At 72.6% G+C, this 17,735-nt stretch carries 17 protein-coding genes; 7 read left to right on the plus strand and 10 right to left on the minus strand.

The window, feature by feature from the left end:
- Nucleotides 1–56: 56 nt before the first annotated feature.
- Together rsgA and HC362_RS06895 are read right to left on the minus strand one after the other, a co-directional pair.
- Nucleotides 57–1,205, minus strand: coding sequence for a ribosome small subunit-dependent GTPase A (gene rsgA / locus HC362_RS06890; protein WP_243088401.1), 1,149 nt, complete (start codon nucleotides 1,203–1,205; stop codon nucleotides 57–59).
- Between the two features lie 253 nt (nucleotides 1,206–1,458).
- Nucleotides 1,459–2,649, minus strand: a complete 1,191-nt coding sequence (locus tag HC362_RS06895) for a YihY/virulence factor BrkB family protein (protein ID WP_243083039.1) — start codon at nucleotides 2,647–2,649, stop codon at nucleotides 1,459–1,461.
- A gap of 17 nt (nucleotides 2,650–2,666) precedes the next feature.
- Here HC362_RS06895 and HC362_RS06900 point away from each other — a divergent pair, with 17 nt between their 5' ends.
- Nucleotides 2,667–4,337, plus strand: a complete 1,671-nt coding sequence (locus HC362_RS06900) for an acyl-CoA dehydrogenase family protein (RefSeq protein WP_243083040.1) — start codon at nucleotides 2,667–2,669, stop codon at nucleotides 4,335–4,337.
- 35 nt (nucleotides 4,338–4,372) lie between these two features.
- On the opposite strand, the gene HC362_RS06905 is transcribed toward HC362_RS06900, so the two are convergent.
- Entirely contained in the window at nucleotides 4,373–5,065 is a 693-nt protein-coding gene (locus tag HC362_RS06905; RefSeq protein WP_243083041.1) for a GPR1/FUN34/YaaH family transporter, read from the minus strand.
- A gap of 221 nt (nucleotides 5,066–5,286) precedes the next feature.
- On the minus strand, nucleotides 5,287–5,904 hold the full coding sequence (locus HC362_RS06910) for a TetR/AcrR family transcriptional regulator (RefSeq protein WP_243083042.1): 618 nt from the start codon (nucleotides 5,902–5,904) through the stop codon (nucleotides 5,287–5,289).
- Nucleotides 5,905–5,997: 93 nt separating this feature from the next.
- On the opposite strand from HC362_RS06910, the gene HC362_RS06915 reads away from it, so the two are divergent.
- Complete coding sequence (locus HC362_RS06915) at nucleotides 5,998–6,963, plus strand: beta-ketoacyl-ACP synthase III (protein ID WP_243083043.1); 966 nt, start codon at nucleotides 5,998–6,000, stop codon at nucleotides 6,961–6,963.
- 49 nt (nucleotides 6,964–7,012) lie between these two features.
- Here the strand turns inward: HC362_RS06915 and HC362_RS06920 are convergent, their stop codons facing one another.
- The 4 genes from HC362_RS06920 to HC362_RS06935 all read right to left on the minus strand — a co-directional run bounded on the left by HC362_RS06920 (nucleotide 7,013) and on the right by HC362_RS06935 (nucleotide 12,490).
- The gene (locus tag HC362_RS06920) at nucleotides 7,013–7,960 is read right to left on the minus strand and encodes a carbohydrate kinase (protein WP_243083044.1); all 948 of its coding nucleotides are present in this window, start codon (nucleotides 7,958–7,960) and stop codon (nucleotides 7,013–7,015) included.
- A gap of 133 nt (nucleotides 7,961–8,093) precedes the next feature.
- Nucleotides 8,094–9,704, minus strand: a complete 1,611-nt coding sequence (murJ, locus tag HC362_RS06925; protein ID WP_243088402.1) for a murein biosynthesis integral membrane protein MurJ — start codon at nucleotides 9,702–9,704, stop codon at nucleotides 8,094–8,096.
- Between the two features lie 134 nt (nucleotides 9,705–9,838).
- Nucleotides 9,839–10,957: a metallophosphoesterase gene (locus HC362_RS06930; RefSeq protein WP_243083045.1), complete on the minus strand. Its 1,119-nt coding sequence runs from the start codon at nucleotides 10,955–10,957 to the stop codon at nucleotides 9,839–9,841.
- Nucleotides 10,958–11,026: 69 nt separating this feature from the next.
- A complete protein-coding gene (locus tag HC362_RS06935; RefSeq protein WP_243083046.1) occupies nucleotides 11,027–12,490 on the minus strand; it encodes an MFS transporter in 1,464 nt (487 codons plus the stop codon).
- 82 nt (nucleotides 12,491–12,572) lie between these two features.
- Between HC362_RS06935 and HC362_RS06940 the strand changes: the two genes are divergently transcribed.
- The 4 genes from HC362_RS06940 to HC362_RS06955 all read left to right on the plus strand — a co-directional run bounded on the left by HC362_RS06940 (nucleotide 12,573) and on the right by HC362_RS06955 (nucleotide 15,912).
- Nucleotides 12,573–12,788 carry a hypothetical protein gene (locus HC362_RS06940; protein ID WP_209264226.1) on the plus strand — a complete coding sequence of 72 codons (216 nt, stop codon included), beginning with the start codon at nucleotides 12,573–12,575 and terminating at the stop codon, nucleotides 12,786–12,788.
- A 657-nt stretch (nucleotides 12,789–13,445) separates the two neighbouring features.
- Nucleotides 13,446–14,873 (plus strand): NAD-binding protein, encoded by a 1,428-nt coding sequence (locus HC362_RS06945; protein WP_243083047.1) that lies wholly within the window; start codon nucleotides 13,446–13,448, stop codon nucleotides 14,871–14,873.
- 59 nt (nucleotides 14,874–14,932) lie between these two features.
- On the plus strand, nucleotides 14,933–15,301 hold the full coding sequence (locus HC362_RS06950; protein ID WP_243083048.1) for a DUF4180 domain-containing protein: 369 nt from the start codon (nucleotides 14,933–14,935) through the stop codon (nucleotides 15,299–15,301).
- 71 nt (nucleotides 15,302–15,372) lie between these two features.
- Nucleotides 15,373–15,912 (plus strand): GNAT family N-acetyltransferase, encoded by a 540-nt coding sequence (locus tag HC362_RS06955; protein WP_243083049.1) that lies wholly within the window; start codon nucleotides 15,373–15,375, stop codon nucleotides 15,910–15,912.
- Here the strand turns inward: HC362_RS06955 and HC362_RS06960 are convergent.
- Nucleotides 15,904–16,701, minus strand: coding sequence for an aminotransferase class IV family protein (locus tag HC362_RS06960; RefSeq protein ID WP_243088403.1), 798 nt, complete (start codon nucleotides 16,699–16,701; stop codon nucleotides 15,904–15,906). The genes HC362_RS06955 and HC362_RS06960 overlap by 9 nt on opposite strands.
- Nucleotides 16,702–16,831: 130 nt before the next feature.
- On the opposite strand from HC362_RS06960, the gene HC362_RS06965 reads away from it, so the two are divergent.
- Nucleotides 16,832–17,176, plus strand: a complete 345-nt coding sequence (locus HC362_RS06965; RefSeq protein WP_243083050.1) for a MerR family transcriptional regulator — start codon at nucleotides 16,832–16,834, stop codon at nucleotides 17,174–17,176.
- A 63-nt stretch (nucleotides 17,177–17,239) separates the two neighbouring features.
- On the opposite strand, the gene HC362_RS06970 is transcribed toward HC362_RS06965, so the two are convergent.
- Nucleotides 17,240–17,698, minus strand: a complete 459-nt coding sequence (locus HC362_RS06970; RefSeq protein WP_243083051.1) for a TIGR03618 family F420-dependent PPOX class oxidoreductase — start codon at nucleotides 17,696–17,698, stop codon at nucleotides 17,240–17,242.
- Nucleotides 17,699–17,735: the final 37 nt, after the last annotated feature.

Consider the following 17,735-nt stretch of genomic DNA (forward strand, 5'->3'; position numbering starts at 1 on the left):
AAGGGGCACCCCCTCCCCAGAAACACGGGAGGGGGCCCAAGAACCGCGCGGCACCATCAACCGCGGCGCCCGCGCTTGCGCTCACTCATGTGCCGCCCCAACGCCTGCCGCTGCTTGAAGACCCGCCGCTGCTCAGCGCGCAGCCGCGCATCCGTACGGGCGGCCAAGCGGGCGTTCTCCCTCAGCAGCTTGCGGTAGCTGTCGAGGCGGCGCCCAGGGAGGGTGCCGTCCTCTACGGCGGCCAGCACGGCGCAGCCGGGCTCCTCCCGATGCGCGCAGTCCTGGAACCGGCACTCGGCGGCGAGCTGTTCGATCTCGGAGAACGCCTGGCCGAGCCCTTCCTCGGCGTCCCAGAGGCCCACCCCACGCAGGCCGGGGGTGTCGATGAGGACGCCGCCGCCCAGCTGCATCGGCAGAGGCAGCAAATTGCGGGTGGTCGTGGTGTGCCGCCCCTTGCCGTCCCGGTCACGAATGGCCTGGACGGTCTGCGCCCGGCGCCCCAGCAGCGCGTTGGCGAGCGTGGACTTGCCCGCCCCGGACTGGCCGAGCAGCGCCGTGGTGCCGCCCGCGAGGCCCGCGGCGAGGACGTCGATCCCCTGGCCCGTCTCCGCGCTGACCGGCAGCACCTGGACGCCGGGCGCTGCGGTCTCCGCGTCCGCGAGCAGGTGCCCGACGGTCACGGCGTCGGGGACGAGGTCCGCTTTCGTGAGAGCGAGCAGCGGCTGGGCGCCGCTGCTCCACGCCAGCGAGATGAACCGCTCGATGCGTCCCAGGTCCAGCTCGGCGCCGAGGGAGACGGCGATCAGCGCGTGGTCGACGTTCGCGGCCAGTACCTGGCCCTCCGAGCGCTTGGAGGAGGTGGAGCGGGCGAACGCGGTACGGCGCGGCAGCAGCGTCCGTACGTACGGCGGGGCGCCGTCCGCGTCGACGACCGCCCAGTCGCCGGTGCACACGACCCGCATGGGGTCGCGTGGGACGACGAACTCGGTGTCGGCGCGCAGGGTGCCGGCCGGGGTGACCAGGTCGCACCGGCCACGGTCGACCCGTACCACCCTGCCGGGCAGCGGGTCGGGGCCGGCGGTGGCCGGGTCGGCGATCGCCCGGTCGTACGCCGCCTGCCAGTCGGCGTCCCAGCCGTAGGCGGCCAGTACGGCGTGGTCCTGTGCGGAGGCGTGAGCGCGGGGGTGGGCAGAAGGATGAGAGATGTGCTGCGACAAGGGGTTGACCCTTCACAAGGGCGGCCCCGGCTCCGGGTGGGAAGGAGTCAGCCGGTGGCCGCGGAGGTGAATGTGACGGACTGGTTGTGGGCAGCGCCCAGCGCGATGACAGCCATCAGTGACACCTCCGTTCTTGTCGCAGAGCACGGCGGACTTGTGCGCCACCGTGCGGGTCCGGTCGGACAGTAGCCCGGCAGGGTGCCACGCCGCCACCGGTTTATCCCTCGCTTCATCCCTCGCTTCATCCCTCGCTGTCGTCGCCCCGGTCGCGGCCCCGGGGGCGCAGGAGACGGCCCCGGACGTCCTCGGGCGGCAGGAACTTGGTCCAGCGTTCAGGGAACTCCGCGGGAGCGTCCATGTCGAAGCCGTCCCCCTCGCCGTCCTCGTACTCCTCCATCCGGCGGCGCCGCGCGGCGACCGCGGCGACGACCTCGGCGGCCGCCTCCTCCCGGCGCCGCTCGTTGGCGCGCCGTGCCGCCGCCGTGGCCACCGAGGGCCAGACATGGTCGATCGCCGCGTTCACGGCCGCTCCCACCAGCACGGCGAATGCCGAGACGCCGATCCACAGCAGCACCGCCACCGGCGCGGCCAGCGAGCCGTAGATGGTGGGGCCTTCCACGGTGTTCGTCAGATACAGCCGCAGCAGGAAGCTGCCGAGCACCCACATGACGAGCGCCACCAGCGCGCCGGGGATGTCCTCCCGCCAGGGGGAGCGCACCGGCACGGAGACGTGGTACAGGGTGGTGAGGAAGACGATGGACAGCAGCAGCACGACGGGCCAGTAGAAGACGCCGACCACCCACTCGGCCTGCGGGACCAGCCGCAGCACCGCGTCCGGTCCCGCCACCATCAGCGGCAGCGCCACGGCGCCGATCACCAGGGCCACGAGGTAGAGGAAGAAGGCCAGCAGCCGGGTCTTGACGATGCCTCGCCGGCCGTCCAGTCCGTACATCACGGTGATGGTGTCGATGAAGACGTTGACGGCCCGCGAGCCCGACCACAGGGCCAGCGCGAAGCCCAGCGAGATCACGTCGGGGCCCCCGCCCTTGATCACGTCGTCGATGAGCGGGCGCGCCAGTTGGTCGACGCCCCGGTCGGAGAGGACGGTCGCGGAGGCGTCAAGGAAGTTGCGCCGGATCATCTCGATCGTGTCGGCGCCGATCCAGTCCAGGTAGCCCAGCAGGCCGATCACGCCGAGCAGCAGCGGGGGGATCGAGATCAGCGTGAAGAACGCCGCCTCGGCCGCCAGCCCGAGCACGCGGTACTCCATGCACGAGTTGACAGTGTCCTTGAGCAGCAGCCAGGCCATCCTCCTTTTGGGGACGTCCCGGTACTTCACCCGCGCCCTGCGGAACTGGCTGTGGGACCGCCGGGGAGCCCACCGCGGGGCCCGTCCGGCGGTCTGCTCAGGGGTTTCCTCGACTGCACGCACCTCTTTAACGTATCTGTATGCCACCCTCGACACACACCGTGACCAACCAGGCTCCGCCGCTGGTCGACTACGACGTCTTCGCCGCCGACCCCGCGCTGGCCGAAGGCGTGGCCCGCCATGTGGCCCCCGAGCACGCGGAGGAGGCCCGCGCCGAGCTGTCGGAGCTGGGCCGCGCCGCGGGCTCGGCCGAGGCGCAGGAGTGGGGCCGGCAGGCCAACGAGTACCCGCCTGTGCTGCGTACCCACGACCGGTACGGGCACCGGATCGACGAGGTGGAGTTCCATCCCTCCTGGCACCGGCTGATGGAGCGGGCGGTGGGCGCCGGGCTGACGGACGCGTGGTCGCGGCCCGACGGGCAGCTGCTGCGTACGGCGGGCTTTTATGTGTGGTCCCAGGTGGAGGCGGGGCACAGCTGTCCGGTCTCGATGACGCACGCGGCCGTGCCCGCGCTGCGCAAGGACCCCGCGCTGGCCGCCGAGTGGGAGCCGCGGCTGAGCTCGCGCTCCTACGACTGGGGCCTGGACCGGCCGGCGAGCGCCAAGCTGGGCGCGATCGCCGGGATGGGCATGACGGAGAAGCAGGGCGGCAGCGATGTGCGGGCCAACACGACCGAGGCCGTGCCGCTGACGGGCGAGGGCAGCGGCGAGGGCGCGTACACGCTGCTGGGCCACAAGTGGTTCTGCTCGGCGCCGATGTCGGACGTCTTCCTGGTGCTGGCGCAGGCGCCCGGGGGGCTCACCTGCTTCCTGGTGCCACGGGTGCTGCCGGACGGCACGCGCAACGCGTTCCGTATCCAGCGGCTCAAGGACAAGCTGGGCAACCGCTCCAACGCCTCCAGCGAGGTGGAGTTCGACGGCACCACCTGGGCGCGCCGCGTCGGTGAGGAGGGCCGGGGGGTGGCGACGATCATCGAGATGGTGGCGGCGACCCGGCTGGACTGTGTGACGGGATCGGCCGCGCTGATGCGGCAGGCCGTCGTCCAGGCCGTCCACCACACCGCGCACCGCTCGGCGTTCGGCAAGCTGCTGATCGAGCAGCCGCTGATGCGAAACGTCCTCGCGGACATGGCGCTGGAGTCGGAGGCGGCCACCACGCTGGCGCTGCGGCTGGCCGCCGCGTACGACAGCGCGGCGGGTGAGGGCGAACAGGCGGCGGCTGACCGCGCCTTCCTGCGGCTGGCGCTGCCGACGGCGAAGTACTGGGTGACCAAGCGGGGCGTTCCGCTGGCGGGCGAGGCGCTGGAGTGCCTCGGCGGCAACGGCTATGTGGAGGAGTCGCCGATGCCGCGGCTGCTGCGCGAGTCGCCGCTCAACTCGCTGTGGGAGGGCTCGGGGAACGTCCAGGCGCTGGACGTGCTGCGGGCGCTGCAGCGCTCCCCCGAGTCGCTGAACGCCTTCCTCACCGAGATCGGGCAGGCGCACGGCGCCGACCATCGGCTGGACGCGGCGACCAAGGATGTCTTCTCCCAGCTGGCGGACCTGGAGGGGATCGAGTCCAGGGCCCGGCGGCTGGTGGAGCGGATGGCGCTGGTGCTGCAGGGCTCGCTGCTGGTGCGGTTCGCGCCGACGGCGGTCTCCGACGCCTTCTGCGCCTCCCGGCTGGGCGGCGACTGGGGCGCGGCCTTCGGCACGCTGCCCTCAGGACTGGACCTGGCGGGGATCGTGGAGCGGGCGCTGCCGGTGACATAGGGCCGGTCCTGTCCTGGCCGGCCGCGGCCGGGCGGTCACAGCTGGCGGCGGACTCCTGCCTCGTTCCGCACGGTGACGAGCTGGTCCGACAGGGTGCCCGCGACGGCTGTCCGTGCCCGGCCCCGCCTGCCGAGGGGCAGCGGTGACCGCTCGGTCATCTCCTCCAGCAGCGCCGCTGTCCCCCCGTACAGTGCGATGACCGCCAGAGCCACGCCGAGGCAGCCGGACGCCGTCTGTACGGCGCCGACGCCCGTCAGGTCGTAGACGCCGTCCAGCGCGTACCGCACGGCCGCCAGCGTCAGCAGCACGCCGAGCACCTGCTTCCCGGCGAACGCGACCAGCCCGAGCATCAGCACGAAGGCGGCGGCGGCCAGCAGGAAGACCGCCAGGGCAAGGCTGCGCGCTCCCGGCGGCTGCAGCAGCGACAGCACGGCCGTCCCGCCCCAGGTCGCGCCCAGCGTGGGCATCGAGGCGGCGGCGTCGGAGTCGCGTGCGAGAAAGGCCAGCACTCCGGCGAGCAGCTGCAGCGGTACGACGAACACCAGCATCAGGACGAACAGCTGGCCGGTGTGCCGCAGCGGCACCCAGTGCAGCTGGTCGGCCGACAGCAGGATCGTGCCCATGCCGAAGGAGAAGAGGCCCAGCGGAAGGCTGCTGGCAACCGGTCGCAAGAAGATCCGGGCCGCGGCGGGTTCGGGTGTCTGTTGCTCGCTGTGCTCGTCGTGCACTGTGCCTGCCTCCAGCGTGCCGCGTGCGGGGCGCCCGGGTGCCCGTTCGCCTGTCCGGCACACCCCACGGGTCACAGTACGGAACCCTCGTGGGACGGCGCCGCAGGCACACGGCGCGCCCCCGAAGGGGCGCGGGGAACGGCGCGCGCAACCAGGGATCGCCGCAGCCTGCAACACACAGGCAGGGGCACCCTCGTAGCAGCCGCCCCCTGTGCCAGGCGTCAGCCGCCCGGCGGCGGCCCCAGCAGCCGGTCCAGGGCGCGGCGGGTCCTGGCGGGAGCCGTGGCGTCGGCGAAGAGCTGGAGCTCCTGGTTCAGCCCCATGTAGAGGCCGTGCAGTTCGAAGGCGAGTTGTTCGGGCTCCACGTCGCCGGGGAGCTCCCCCACCTCGACGGCGATCCGCAGATCGTTCACGAGCAGCCGCCGTCCGCGCAGCATGAAGCGGGCCACCGTGTCGTGCACGGGGCCGCCGCGCGCGTCGAACTCGACGGAGGCGGCGGTGAACAGGCAGCCGCCGGGGAAGGCGGTGCGCTCCCGTTCCAGATAGCGGATCCACGCCTCGCAGAAGGCCCGCAGCCGGACCAGCCCGGGCCGCAGCCCGGCGACCGGCTCCCACACCAGGCGGGTGAAGAGTCCCGAGGCGCCGTGCAGTGCGGCCAGCTGGAGGGCCTGCTTGGAGCCGAAGTGGCCGAGCACGCCCGCCTTGCTCATACCGAGGTCGGTGGCGAGCCGCCCGATGGTCAGCCCCTCCAGCCCCTCGACGGAGCCGATGGCGACGCTGCGCTCGATGATCCGCTCGCGCGTTCTGCGGGCCTCGGCGGCGGACTTGCGTGGACTCATGCACCCATCGTAACCGGCCCGAGCGGTTTAACTTCCGATCGATCGGTTGCTATATTCCCGCCACACCGTCCCCTCGACGAGGAGAACAGCACCGTGCCGGGAACCCGTATCGCAGCGCTGGGCCACCACCAGCCCGACCGCGTACTGACCAACGACGACCTCGCGGGCATGGTCGAGACCAGCGACGCGTGGATTCGTCAGCGCACCGGGATCGTCACCCGGCGGATCGCGGCGGAGTCCGAGACCGTCGCAGGTCTTGCCACGGTGGCGGCGGGCAAGGCGCTGGCCGCTTCCGGCCTGGACCCCGCCGACATCGACATGGTCGTACTGGCCACCTGCTCCGCACGCGACCGCTGCCCCAGCAACGCGGCCCAGGTCGCGGGCGCGCTCGGCATCCCCTCAGCCGTCGCCTACGACCTCAACAACGGCTGCGCCGGCTTCTGCACCGCGCTCGCCTCCGCGAGCCACTCGGTGCGCGCGGGCGCGGCACGCCACGCGCTGGTGATCGGCGCGGAGAAGATGTCCGACGTCACCGACTGGACCGACCGCACCACCTGTGTCCTGCTGGCCGACGGGGCAGGCGCCGCGATCGTCAGCGCCGTACCGGACGGCGCCGACGCGGTGGAGCCGGACGGTATCGGGCCCGTCGAATGGGGCTCGGACCCGACGCGCGGCGACACCGTACGGCTGCTGGACGACTGGCAGCCGCGCTTCGCCCAGGAAGGCCAGGCCGTCTTCCGCTGGGTCACCACCGAGCTTCCGGCGGTGGCCCGCCGCGCGTGCGAACGGGCCGGGCTGGCGCCGGGGGACCTGGCGGGTGTGGTCACCCACCAGGCCAACCTGCGCATGATCGAGGCCCTGGTGCGTCAGTTGGAGCTCGCCGAGGACGTGGTGGTCGCCCGCGACGTGGTCGAGTCCGGCAACACCTCGGCCGCCTCCGTACCGCTGGCCCTCGCCAAGCTGGTCGAGCGCCGCGAACTGCCACCGGGCGCCCCCGTCCTCCTCCTCACCTTCGGCGGCGGCCTCTCCTGGGCGGGCCAGGTGGTGCGTTGCCCCTGAGGCGGCCGGCCTCCGGGGAGGGGTGCCCCTGTCGGCGCGGGGCGCGGCTCTAACCGAGGTCCCGCGCCCAGGGCGGGTTGGCGCCGCGGACGGAGACGACCGCGGCGGCGACCCGTACGCCGAACGTCAGGGCCTCGGTGACCTGCTCCCCCGTGAGGGAATCCAGTCTGCCGCCCAACGCGCCCGCTCCCCGAAGGGCGTGCAGGAAGCCCGCCATGAAGGAGTCGCCCGCACCGACGGTGTCCACCACCTCGGTCGGCGGCGTCGGAACGCGGAAGCGGTTGCCGTCGAACGAGGCCATGACCCCCTCCGCACCCAGGGTGACCACCACCAGCGGCACCCCGTCCGCGTGGAAGGCGTCGGCGGCCTCGTCCGGCGTTGCGCCGGGCCGCAGATGGGCCAGGTCGTCGTCGGAGAGCCGCAGGATGTCGGCGGCCGCACACCAGCGGGGCAGCGCCTCGCGGTAGACGGCCGGGTCGACCAGCAGGGGACGCACATTGGGGTCGAGGGAGACGGTGGCGCGGTCACGTATCTTCGCCAGCAGCCGCTCGACAGCCGCACCGCCGGGCTGCTGCACCAGCGCGAGCGAGCCGGTGTGCAGGCAGGAGAGGGGGTCGGCGGTGCCGGAGGCCAGCTCCTCGTCGGTCCACTGGAAGTCGGCGGTCTGCTGGGCGTGGAAGGCGTAGTCGGCGCTGCCGTCCTCGGCGACGTCGGCGACGGCCAGGGTGCTGGGCTCGGACGCGCGCACCGCGTGGCTCACGTCGACGTCCGACTCCGCGAGACGGGAGGCGAACAGCCGCCCGAACACGTCGTGCGAGAGCCGGCCGAGGAAGCGGGTCGGGGTGCCCAGCCGTGCCAGCGCCACCGCGGTGTTGGCCGGGCCGCCGCCGGGGAAGACATCCAGCGCGAGCGGTGCGGGGTCCTCGCCGCGCGGCGGCGCCACGAAGGCGTCCGCGACGCATTCGCCCAGTACGGCGATGGGGTGTTCAGCGGTCATCTCGGCCCTTTCACCTTGGTACGGTCCAGCCTCTCGGCGGCACTACGGTACGTTCATGCTGGGTACGGCGCCCCGGGTGGCGGGAAGCCGCTGTCGGGGCCGAGGTTGTTCGCCCGGGTGCGGGCGAGCTGTGCTAGTCGCGCAGTTCCCCGCGCCCCTTCGGGGCGCGCCCTCTCAGCCGGCCCCCCAACCCCCGCAGTTCCGGCACCCGCAACACCCACCCCAGCAGCACATGGCCCAGCGCCAGCACCACCACGCCCGCCGCGAGGGCCGCGCCCGAGCCGGCCGTGCCCCCGCCCGTCGCGCCCCGCACCACGTCCGCCGCCCACCAGGCGAGCCCCGCCGCGGCAGCCGAAGCCAGGAACAGCCGCCCGTACACGCCCAGCACGCGCCCCGAGGGGTCCAGCGGCGCGGCCAGCCGACGGCGCAGCAGCCAGGCGGTGAGGGCGAACCCGGCCGCGTAGGAGAGCGAATAGCCCGCGGCCATGCCGGTCACGGCCCACCGCGCGGGCAGCGCCAGATGACAGCAGGTGGCCAGGGCGATGTTGACGGCCGCGATGAAGGCGGCCATGAAGAACGGCGTCCGGGTGTCCTCGAACGCGTAGAAGCCGCGCAGCAGCAGGTACTGCGCCGAGAACGGGATCAGCCCGAGGCCGAACGCCTGGAGCATCTGTCCCAGCGGCTGCGCCGACTGGGCGTCAGCGGCGCCGTGTGCGAACAGCAGCGCGGCGATCTGCGGTCCGAGCGCGAGGAAGAGGAAGGCGGTCGGGACGATCACGGCGCCGGTGAGCCGGAGCGCACTCGCCAGATCGGCGCGCAGGTCAGCGGGGCGCCCCTCGGCCACCGCGCGGCTCATCCGGGGCAGCAGCGCGGTCACCAGCGAGACGGTGACGATGGACTGCGGAAGCATCCAGATGGTCTGCGCGTAGGTGTACGCGGAGTACCCGGCGCCCGCTTCGGGCAGTGCCTGGTCGGCGGCGTTGGCGTAGTTGGTGACGACGGTGAGCGCGACCTGGTTGGCCAGTACGAACAGCAGCGTCCACTTGGCGGCGTGGGCGCTGCTGCCCAGCCCGGTGCCGCGCCAGTCGAACCGCGGCCGGAAGCGGAACCCGGCGGCACGGACGAAGGGAATCAGTGCCAGGGCCTGCAGGGCGATCCCGGCGGTGGTGCCGAGGCCCAGCAGCCGCACCTGCCCCTCGGTGATGTCGGCGACCCGCTCGGGGACGGTCATCATCCCCAGGTAGGCACCGAACATGGCGACCAGGACGACGTTGTTGAGGATGGGCGTCCACATCATCGCGCCGAACTTCTCGCGCGCGTTGAGCACTTGCCCGAGCATCCCGAACAGTCCGTAGAAGAAGATCTGCGGCAGCAGGAAGCGCGCGAAGACGACGGTCAGCTCGAACGCCTCGTGCCGGGCCGGGGTGTCCCGCATGTAGAGGCCGACGATCTGCGGCGCCGCCCAGACGGCGAGCGCGGTACCGAGCGCGAGCACGGTGACGACCAGGGTGACCAGCCGCTGCTCGTACGCGCGACCGCCGTCCGGGTGCGTGGCCCGCGCCCGGACCAGCTGCGGCACCAGCACGGCGTTGAGCGCGCCGCCGATCAGCAGCGTGTACAGGCTGGTCGGCACGGTGTTGGCCGTGTTGTACGTGCTGGCCAGCAGCCCGGTGCCGAGTGCCGCCGCCTGGAGCACCTGCCGGATGAGTCCGGTGGCGCGCGAGACGACCGTACCGGCCGCCATCAGCAACGATGATCTGGCGAGTCCCGGCTTCGCCGCGGCCGCCACCGGCTCGTCCCCCACCCCGACTGTGGTCTTCGTCCCCTCCGCCATCGGGCCAATCTACGCCGGGCCGATCATGGTGCGGGAATCGGCGCCTACGAGACGGCTCCCGCGGTGGCGGGCAGCCGGTCGGTGCGGGTGTGGCGGTAGGCGTGGGTGTGCTCGCCGGTGCCGGGGTCGACGGTGTAGGCGTCCACGACGACCTGCTGCGCGTTGATCGTCAGCAGCATGAAGCCGAGGGTGTCGTAGGCCTCCCAGAACGCCTTGTTGCTGGGCTTGTCCGCGCGGCCCTTGGTCTTGGCCGCCGCGCCGCACACGATCTGCTGGGTGCCCCGGTAGTCGGCGCCGGTGTCCAGGATCTGCAGGGTGTGGTCGTGGCCGGAGAGGATGAACTCCGCCTTGCCGACGACGACTTGCTCGTACAGCTCCTTGACGTGCTTGCCGCTGAGGTAGTCGCCGCAGGTCACGCCCTCGTACTCGCCGGCGTTGCGGTGCGTGCCGTTGTTGCGGAGCGGGTGGTGGGCGAAGACGAACTTCCAGCGGGCGCGGGAGGCGGCCAGCGACTCGGTGAGCCAGGCACGCTGCTCGCGCGCGAAGGGCCCGTCCCAGTAGTAGCGGGGGTCGGTCTGGAGCACATAGGAGGAGAGCGGCGTGGTGTCGAGCGCGAAGAACTCGGCGACGGGCTCGGTGGCGCCACCGGGTACGGCCACCGCGTAGTAGCGGCCGGGCATGTACCAGCGGGCCGAGTGCGCGTGGTAGGCCACCTCGTGGTCGCCCCGCGAGGGCCAGCCGCCGCTGCCGGGGATGATGCCGCTGGTGTCGTGGTTGCCGAGCACCATCAGCCAGGGGACGTCGAGTCCGGTGTTGGGGCGTTCGAACTTGGACTGGAACTCGTCGTCGGTGTCGCTCTCGGGGCCGTTCTCGTAGATGTTGTCGCCGAGTCCGATCGCCAGGTCCACGCCGCGCCGCGCACACACCGCGCGGGCGGCGTCGGCGACCTTCCACTGGCCGTCCTCGCCGGTGCCCGCGTCGCCGGTCAGCAGCAGGGTCAGTTCGGCCTTGTCGGGCATCGGCAGCTTGTCGACGCCGCCTTCGGCCGCGTACGCCGACCGCGGCAGTGCGGCGCCGCCCAGTACGGCGGCCGCGCCCGCGCCGCCGACGCCCGCGAGCACCGTCCGTCTGCTGATGCCGGTGCCGTCCCCCTGAGTTCCCATACGTCTCTCCTCGCGTGACTTGTACAGACACCACCTCCACTGGGTGAAGATGGCATGTACACGGCGCAGCTAAGAGTGAGCGCGGCGGGAAACACTGTCAACTCGTCGGTAACTTTTTGTTCCTGAGCCGGAGTCGGAGCCCGGCAAGCGGCCGGCCGGCAGCAGCCCGATGGCCGCGACGAGCGCCAGGCAGCCAAGGGTCGGGGCCATCGCCGCCAGAAAGGCCGTATCGGGCGGCTGTCCGGTAGCCGAACGGACGGACATCAGCGTGGTGGCCGCGGCAACTCCCAGCACGGGGCCCACGTTCACCGCCGTCTGCTTCAGACCGCCGGCCACCCCCGCCTGCCCGGCCGGTGCCTGCCGCACCACGACGGAGGTTGCGGTGACCATGACGGCCACGAAGCCCCCGCCCAGCGCGAAGAAGGCCGCACCCACCGTCCCCGCACCCGCTTCCGCCCCCGCCCGGGACAACAGCGCCACCCCCGCAGCCAGCACCACCGCACCTGCCCCGGCCGTACGGCGCGGACCGTACCGCCGCAACAGTACGGCGCACAGCGGAGCGCCCAGCACCATCGTCACCGCGAGCGGCAGCGTGCGTACCGCGCACTCGAAGGGGTCGAGTCCGACCACGTCCTGAAGGAAGTACGTGCCGACGAACAGCGTCCCGTGCAGCGCCGCCGAACTCACGAGCAGCAGCGCCAGCGCGGGCGTGATGCCCGGCGTGCGCAGCAGCCCCCCGGGCACCAACGGCGCTGCGGCGTACCGGCGTTCGTGCCGGACGAAGACGGCGGCCGTCACGGCTCCGACGGCCGCCGCGAGGCCGTTCACCGTCGTCCAGCCGCCATCGGGCACGGCGACGAGTGTGTGCACCAGGCAGAGCAGTGCGACACCGAGCAGGCAGGCGCCGGGCAGGTCGAGACCGGCGTCCCGCGCCGTCCTTCCCGGCGCTCTCCGCGCCGCCAGCAGCGCGGGGATCCCCACGGCCACCGCCACCGGAACATTGAGGAAGAACACCGCCCGCCAGCCCGGTCCCGCGGCCAGCGCCCCGCCCAGCACCGGCCCCACAGCGGCCGCCAGCCCGATCACACTCGTCCGCACGGCGATCGCCATGCCCAGCCGCTCCGGCGGGAAGACGGCGCGCAGCATGCCGAGCGTGGCCGGCTGCAGCAGCGCCCCGAACACCCCTTGCACGGCGCGCAGTCCGATGACCCAGCCGATGCCGTCGGCAACCCCGATACCGGCCGAGGCCGCGCCGAAGCCCAGCATGCCGAGCGCGAAGAGGCGATGGTGCCCGTACCGGTCGCCGAGCCGCCCCGCGAAGACCAGCAGGCTCGCCACGGCGATCAGATAGCCGGTGCCGGCCCACTGCAACTGCGCGAGCGTGCCCCCCAGCTCGTGCCGCATGGCGGGCTGGACGACCACGAGCACGGTGCCGTCCAGCGCCACGACGGCGGCCCCGGTGGCACCGGCGAGCAGGGTGAGGGCGCGCAGCGCTCCTCCGGGCGGCCCGGTACGGGCGTTCGGTTTTCTCATAGACACTGTCTACCAGCGCTGCGTAGACAGTGTCTACTGCCCCCGAGATGCGGACGGCGCCTCGCGACCGCACCGTGGACCCATGGCGGCACCCGTCACCGTGCACCCGCCCGACGCCGAGGGCGGCCGACGCGTCGTGGCCCGTGACCGGATCCTCGGCACGGCGCACAACGTCATGGAACTGCTGAACCTGCTCGAAGACGCCGGTATGGACCGCGAACACATCCGGCTGGACGACGCCTCCCTCATCGACTGGCGGGGCGGCGGCGCCTACGAGTGGGCCCCGCGCAAGCCCTGACCGGCCCCCCCCCGACAGCAGTGACCGGCCACCGCTGCCCGCGGTCACCGGCCCCGCACGGGGGGGGCGCCCCTTGAGCATCTGTCCAAGCCCGGGCCGCAGAGGTGTGACATCTGTACATAGTGCGGGGGAGGTGCCACCCCTACCGTCGGGGTGCGCGAGATTCGCGCCGGGTGACCCCCGGTTTCTCCGCCGGCCGGCCCGGTCCGCCACGGACGGTGGGAGTTTTTCCGTCCGCGCTGCTCGCGCTCGCTGCGCACGCCGGAATCCTGGAGCGCAGCCGCGACGTCCGGAGCAGCGAGGCGGGCCGGGCGGCCAAGGAGCCACGTACGCCCGGTCCGCTCGGCCGAGCATCCAGGCCGACCACCGTGTGCGGGAGCAGGCCCCTTTGTGGCCCCCGCCCTCCCGCTCACCTTTTTCCGAACTCCCTGATTGGAGCGTTCATGAGCGCCGCAAGCGGGCGCCCGGCAACGGAAACGGAACCCACTGACACGAGCGGCCCCAGGTGCCACTGCGGCCGATTGCTCACCAGGTGCGACGGCTGCCGGAGCCTCCGTTGCCTCGACTGCGACCCCTACCGGTCCGATGACTGTGCCTTCGCCGTCTGAGGCTTCCGGCGAACGCCCCGTCGACCGGACACAGCGGAAGCACTACGTCGTGATCGGCGACGATGCGGCGCGGAGGGTCTGCGGCCATCTGCAGGCGGCCGGGCACAGCGTGTGCCATCTGGCCTATCCCACGGACGCGGCGCTGCACCGGGCCGTGGGCTCCGGGCCCGACGAGAGCCGGCACTCGGGCCGCATCCGGGAGGTGGCGGGCGTCGCGGTGCTCTTCGACGACGACGCCGAGTCCCTGCGCTATGCGCTGGCCGTCGAACACATCCGCCCCGGAGTACATCTGGTGGTGACGATCTTCGACCGGACGGTCGCTGACCAACTCGAGACCACGGTGCCCAACTGCCGGGTCACCTCACCTGCCGAGGTCGCGGCCCCCGTCCTGCTGGCCGCCTGTCTCCAGCCCGATCTGCTGGCCCTCGACCGGACGGCCTCGGGACACATCGGCGCCCGCTGGGAGGAGGACACGGTACGGCTCGAACCGTACCGGCCGCCGCGCCCGCTCAGATACCGGGCACGGCTGGGCAAGATCAGGGGGCAGCTGCGACCGCACGACGGCAGCTCGCGGATCATGCTCTCCGGTCTGGCCGGGCTGTTCGCCGTGCTGCTGGCCGACTGGACATGGTCGGTGGCCCTCAACCACCGGCCGCCGGTGGACGCTTTCTTCGAAGCCGCGCGGACGCTGGCCACCGTGGGCCCGGCGGCCGCGCACGGCTCGCCGGGCTACCTGGTGTTCGCCGGCCTCGCCATGCTGGCCACCATCGTCTTCACCGCCGTCTTCACCGCCGGGATGGTCGACCGGCTGCTGGCCCCCCGCTCCATCGGCATGGTGGGCCCCAGGGCGATGCCCCGCTCCGGCCATGTGGTGGTGGTCGGGCTCGGCCAGGTCGGGCTGCGGCTGTGCACCCGCCTGCAGGGGCTCGGCCTGGGGGTGATCGCGGTGGAACGCGACCCGGCGGCGCCCAACCTGCGGCTGGCGAAGGCACTCGGGGTGCCCGTCGTCGTCGCGGACGCCAAGGACCGGTTCGTACTGCGCAAGCTCGGCCTCCACCGGGCCCAGGCCATGGCCGCCGTCGCCTCCGACGACCTGGACAACATCTCGGTGGCCGTCGCCGCACGGGCCGTCGCCGACCAACTGCGCGTCGTCATCCGGGCGGGCGACCACGAGGCCATCGCAGAGACCCGGTCCCTGTTCAGCATCGGGATCGTGCACGACCTCGCCAGCCTCAGCGCCGTCCACACCGCCGCGAGTCTGACCGGCCTTGAGCCAGGCGCTGTGCTGGCGCACGGCAGACGGCTGCTGGTGGAGCACACGGACGGAGCGTTCACCCAGGTGCCGCACGCGGCCCGCTGCGACCACCACCGGCACGAAGCCCCAGGTGGCCGGCGTACGCCTGGCCACCACCCGCACGGAAGCCGTGACGACACGGAACAGGGTCACGGACCGGTGCGGGAACCGGCGGCGGGCTGAGCGCGCCGCCGCCGAAACCCGGTCGCCCTCGCCCGTCGACCGCTCTAGCCTTGACGGCCATGAGCAGCAGCGGCCTGGAGACGATCAACGGTGTCACCGTCCTGATATGGGACGCCGACGGCGAGACCATCGGCAGCGAGAGCGATGCCCTCGATGTCATCGGCAACACCTCGTACCAGGGCGCCGAATGGGCGGTGATCCCGGCTTCCCGGCTGGACGAGGCGTTCTTCCGACTGCGCACCCGGCTGGCCGGGGACGTCGTCCAGAAGTTCGTCCAGTACGGGCTGCGCCTCGCGGTCGTCGGCGACATCTCCCGGCAACTCGAGGCCAGTTCGTCGCTCCGTGACTTCGTACGGGAGTGCAACCGCGGGCAGCAGACCTGGTTCCTGACCGACGTGGAAGAGCTGCGGGAGCGGCTGCGCGGCTGACCGGCGGGGCCGCATTGTTCCGTCGCGGTTATTCCGTCGCGCTCCCTCCTGCGGGCCGTTAGCTTCGCACTGTGAAAATGCTGCGAACCGAACGCCTGCTGCTCCGCGAATGGCGGGAGAGTGATCTCGGGCCGTGGGCGGCGTTGAACGCCGACCCTCAGGTGCGGGAGCACTTCCCCGGAGTGCTCAGCCGGGCGGAGAGTGACGCGTCCGTCGCGCGGTTCCAGGGGGATCTGGAAGCGCGGGGCTGGGGCTGGTGGGCGGTCGAGGTGCGGCCGACCGGACAGTTCGTCGGGTTCGCCGGGCTGGACCCGGTGGAGGAGGAGCTTCCGGTCACCGGGGTGGAGGCGGGCTGGCGGCTGGCACGCTCGGCGTGGGGCCACGGCTATGCGACCGAAGCGGGCCGGGCGGCGCTGGAGTTCGGCTTCGAGTCCCTGGGGCTGCCGGAGATCGTGGCGATCACCACGGCGACCAATCTCCCCTCCCAGGCGGTGATGCGCCGCCTGGGGATGACCCACGACCCCGCCGACGACTTCGAGGACCCCACCGTTCCGCCGGGCCCGCTCCGCCCCAGCGTCGTCTACCGGCGCCGCCGCCCGCTCTCAGGGTGAGGTGAGGGGTTCGGCCCGGTGGGCGCGGTGCAGCAGGTCGAGGAACGCCGGTGCCGGGGGAACGGGTTCGGGACCGATACGGTGCACCGCCACGCCCGGCGTCCAGGAGTTCAGCACGGCGGCTCCGGCGAGCGCGGACAGGTCGGCGAGGGTGATCTCGCGGTCCCGCTGGGGTACGCCGAGGCGCGTCAGTTGCCGGCGGACCACGCCCATCATGGTCCCGCCCAGCATTCCGGCCCGGGGCCACAGCACGGTTTCACCGTCCCAGAAGGCGAGGTTCCAGATCGTTCCCTCGCTGAGCCGCCCCCGCCCGTCGACGAATGCGGCGTCGTCGAACCCCTCCCCCACCGCCTGCCTGAGGTAGTAGGTCTTGGCCACCTCTCCGACGTGTTTCACCGTCGCGAGCGGCCGTTCGTACGCGACCGTGCCGAGCGCGAGCGGACCCGCCGGGCCGGACGCGGGCGGTCCTGTCCGCACCAGCAGGGAGAGCCCGGCCTGGTCACCGGCTGCGGTGAACTCGCCCGCCGTCGAGTACACGGTCGCCGTCAGGGAGACATCGGCCGGGCCGCCCTCCAGCGCCGTCCGCAGATGCGACCGCACCCGGTCGTCCGGCAGCGCCCGGCCGAACAGCTCCACCGAGGCGGACCGCAGCCGTGCCAGGTGGAGATCGAGCCCCCTCATCCGGCCGTCCCGCACCTGCACCGCGGTGAAGTGCGCGTAACCGGCGAAGGCCAGCGGGGCGAGCTCTTCCGCCGTTGCCGGGCGGCCGTCGAGCTGCGCGGTGTACAGGGTGGGAGCGGCGGGCCGGGACTTCTCAGGGCGCTGCTCGTCGGCGCGGTTGGAATGTGTGTTCACGCCGGGGACGTTAGGGCCTGACATCAGTGCGAAGGTCAACCGCGGAAGGCAGGTCACGGCTCAGATGCTGATCGGGGAGTTGTCCCGGCGTACCGGAGTCAGCAGCCGACTGCTGCGCTACTACGAGGCGCAGGGGCTGCTGACAGCCACCCGCGGGCCGAACGGCTACCGCCGCTACGACGAGGACAGCGTCGTGGTGGTGCGGCAGATCCGTGCGCTGCTGCGGGCGGGTCTGTCCACCGAGGTGATCCGTACGGTGCTGCCGTGTGCCCGGGGTGAGCAGCCTGTCCTCCACTGGTGCGCGGAACTGCGCGAGATCCTCAACGGTGAGCTGTCAGCCATGGAGGAGCGGATCGACGCGCTCGAACGCAGCCGCGGCAAGCTCGCCGGCCTGCTGGACGGCCCGTGATCATCCTTCGCGTGCGGCCGGAACCGAGGCTCCGGCCGCACGCCTGAGGGGGCGGAGCCGCGGTCAGCCGGCCTCGCCGATGTCGAGGGTCGTGCCGTACAGCCGCGAGACGTGGATACGGAGGACGACACGCTCCTCCTCGACCGCCTCGGCGAGGAACGCCGCCTCGTCAGCGGCTGAGGCGAATCCCCCGGCCATGGCGGCGAGTTCGCGGCCGACGGCGTCGCCGGGCACCGTCGTGGGCGCGGAGACCTCCGCCTCGCCCTCGGCGACCGCGAAGGTCCACACATCCCGGCTCACATGGAGCGCTGCGTGCGGATCGGCGCGGTAGTGGCGGGGCTTGAGGCGGTTGCGGGTGGTGGAGATCCGCAGGACGCGCGCCGACTCGTCCCACCGGTACAGGACCGTGGTCAGGTGCGGATGGCCGGTCTTGCGGACACTGGCCAGCACGCCGAACTGCTGCTCGGCGAGGAGACGGTGGAGTTCGGACTCGGTGAGCGGGCGCGGAGCGGGGCCGGACATGGGGGTTTCCTTTCACGGGGCGGGTTGCGGTACGGGG

This window comes from Streptomyces sp. 891-h (assembly GCF_022760275.1).
Lineage (GTDB): Bacteria > Actinomycetota > Actinomycetes > Streptomycetales > Streptomycetaceae > Streptomyces > Streptomyces spirodelae.

What these genes read in the sequence shown, in the direction of transcription:
- HC362_RS06900 (WP_243083040.1), top strand. Translation starts at nt 2,667, where the DNA reads ATGCCACCCTCGACACACACCGTGACCAACCAGGCTCCGCCGCTGGTC.
- HC362_RS06910 (WP_243083042.1), bottom strand. Translation starts at nt 5,904, where the DNA reads ATGAGTCCACGCAAGTCCGCCGCCGAGGCCCGCAGAACGCGCGAGCGG.
- HC362_RS06920 (WP_243083044.1), bottom strand. Translation starts at nt 7,960, where the DNA reads ATGACCGCTGAACACCCCATCGCCGTACTGGGCGAATGCGTCGCGGAC.
- murJ (WP_243088402.1), bottom strand. Translation starts at nt 9,704, where the DNA reads ATGGCGGCCGGTACGGTCGTCTCGCGCGCCACCGGACTCATCCGGCAG.
- HC362_RS06930 (WP_243083045.1), bottom strand. Translation starts at nt 10,957, where the DNA reads ATGGGAACTCAGGGGGACGGCACCGGCATCAGCAGACGGACGGTGCTC.
- HC362_RS06935 (WP_243083046.1), bottom strand. Translation starts at nt 12,490, where the DNA reads ATGAGAAAACCGAACGCCCGTACCGGGCCGCCCGGAGGAGCGCTGCGC.
- HC362_RS06940 (WP_209264226.1), top strand. Translation starts at nt 12,573, where the DNA reads ATGGCGGCACCCGTCACCGTGCACCCGCCCGACGCCGAGGGCGGCCGA.
- HC362_RS06950 (WP_243083048.1), top strand. Translation starts at nt 14,933, where the DNA reads ATGAGCAGCAGCGGCCTGGAGACGATCAACGGTGTCACCGTCCTGATA.
- HC362_RS06965 (WP_243083050.1), top strand. Translation starts at nt 16,832, where the DNA reads ATGCTGATCGGGGAGTTGTCCCGGCGTACCGGAGTCAGCAGCCGACTG.
- HC362_RS06970 (WP_243083051.1), bottom strand. Translation starts at nt 17,698, where the DNA reads ATGTCCGGCCCCGCTCCGCGCCCGCTCACCGAGTCCGAACTCCACCGT.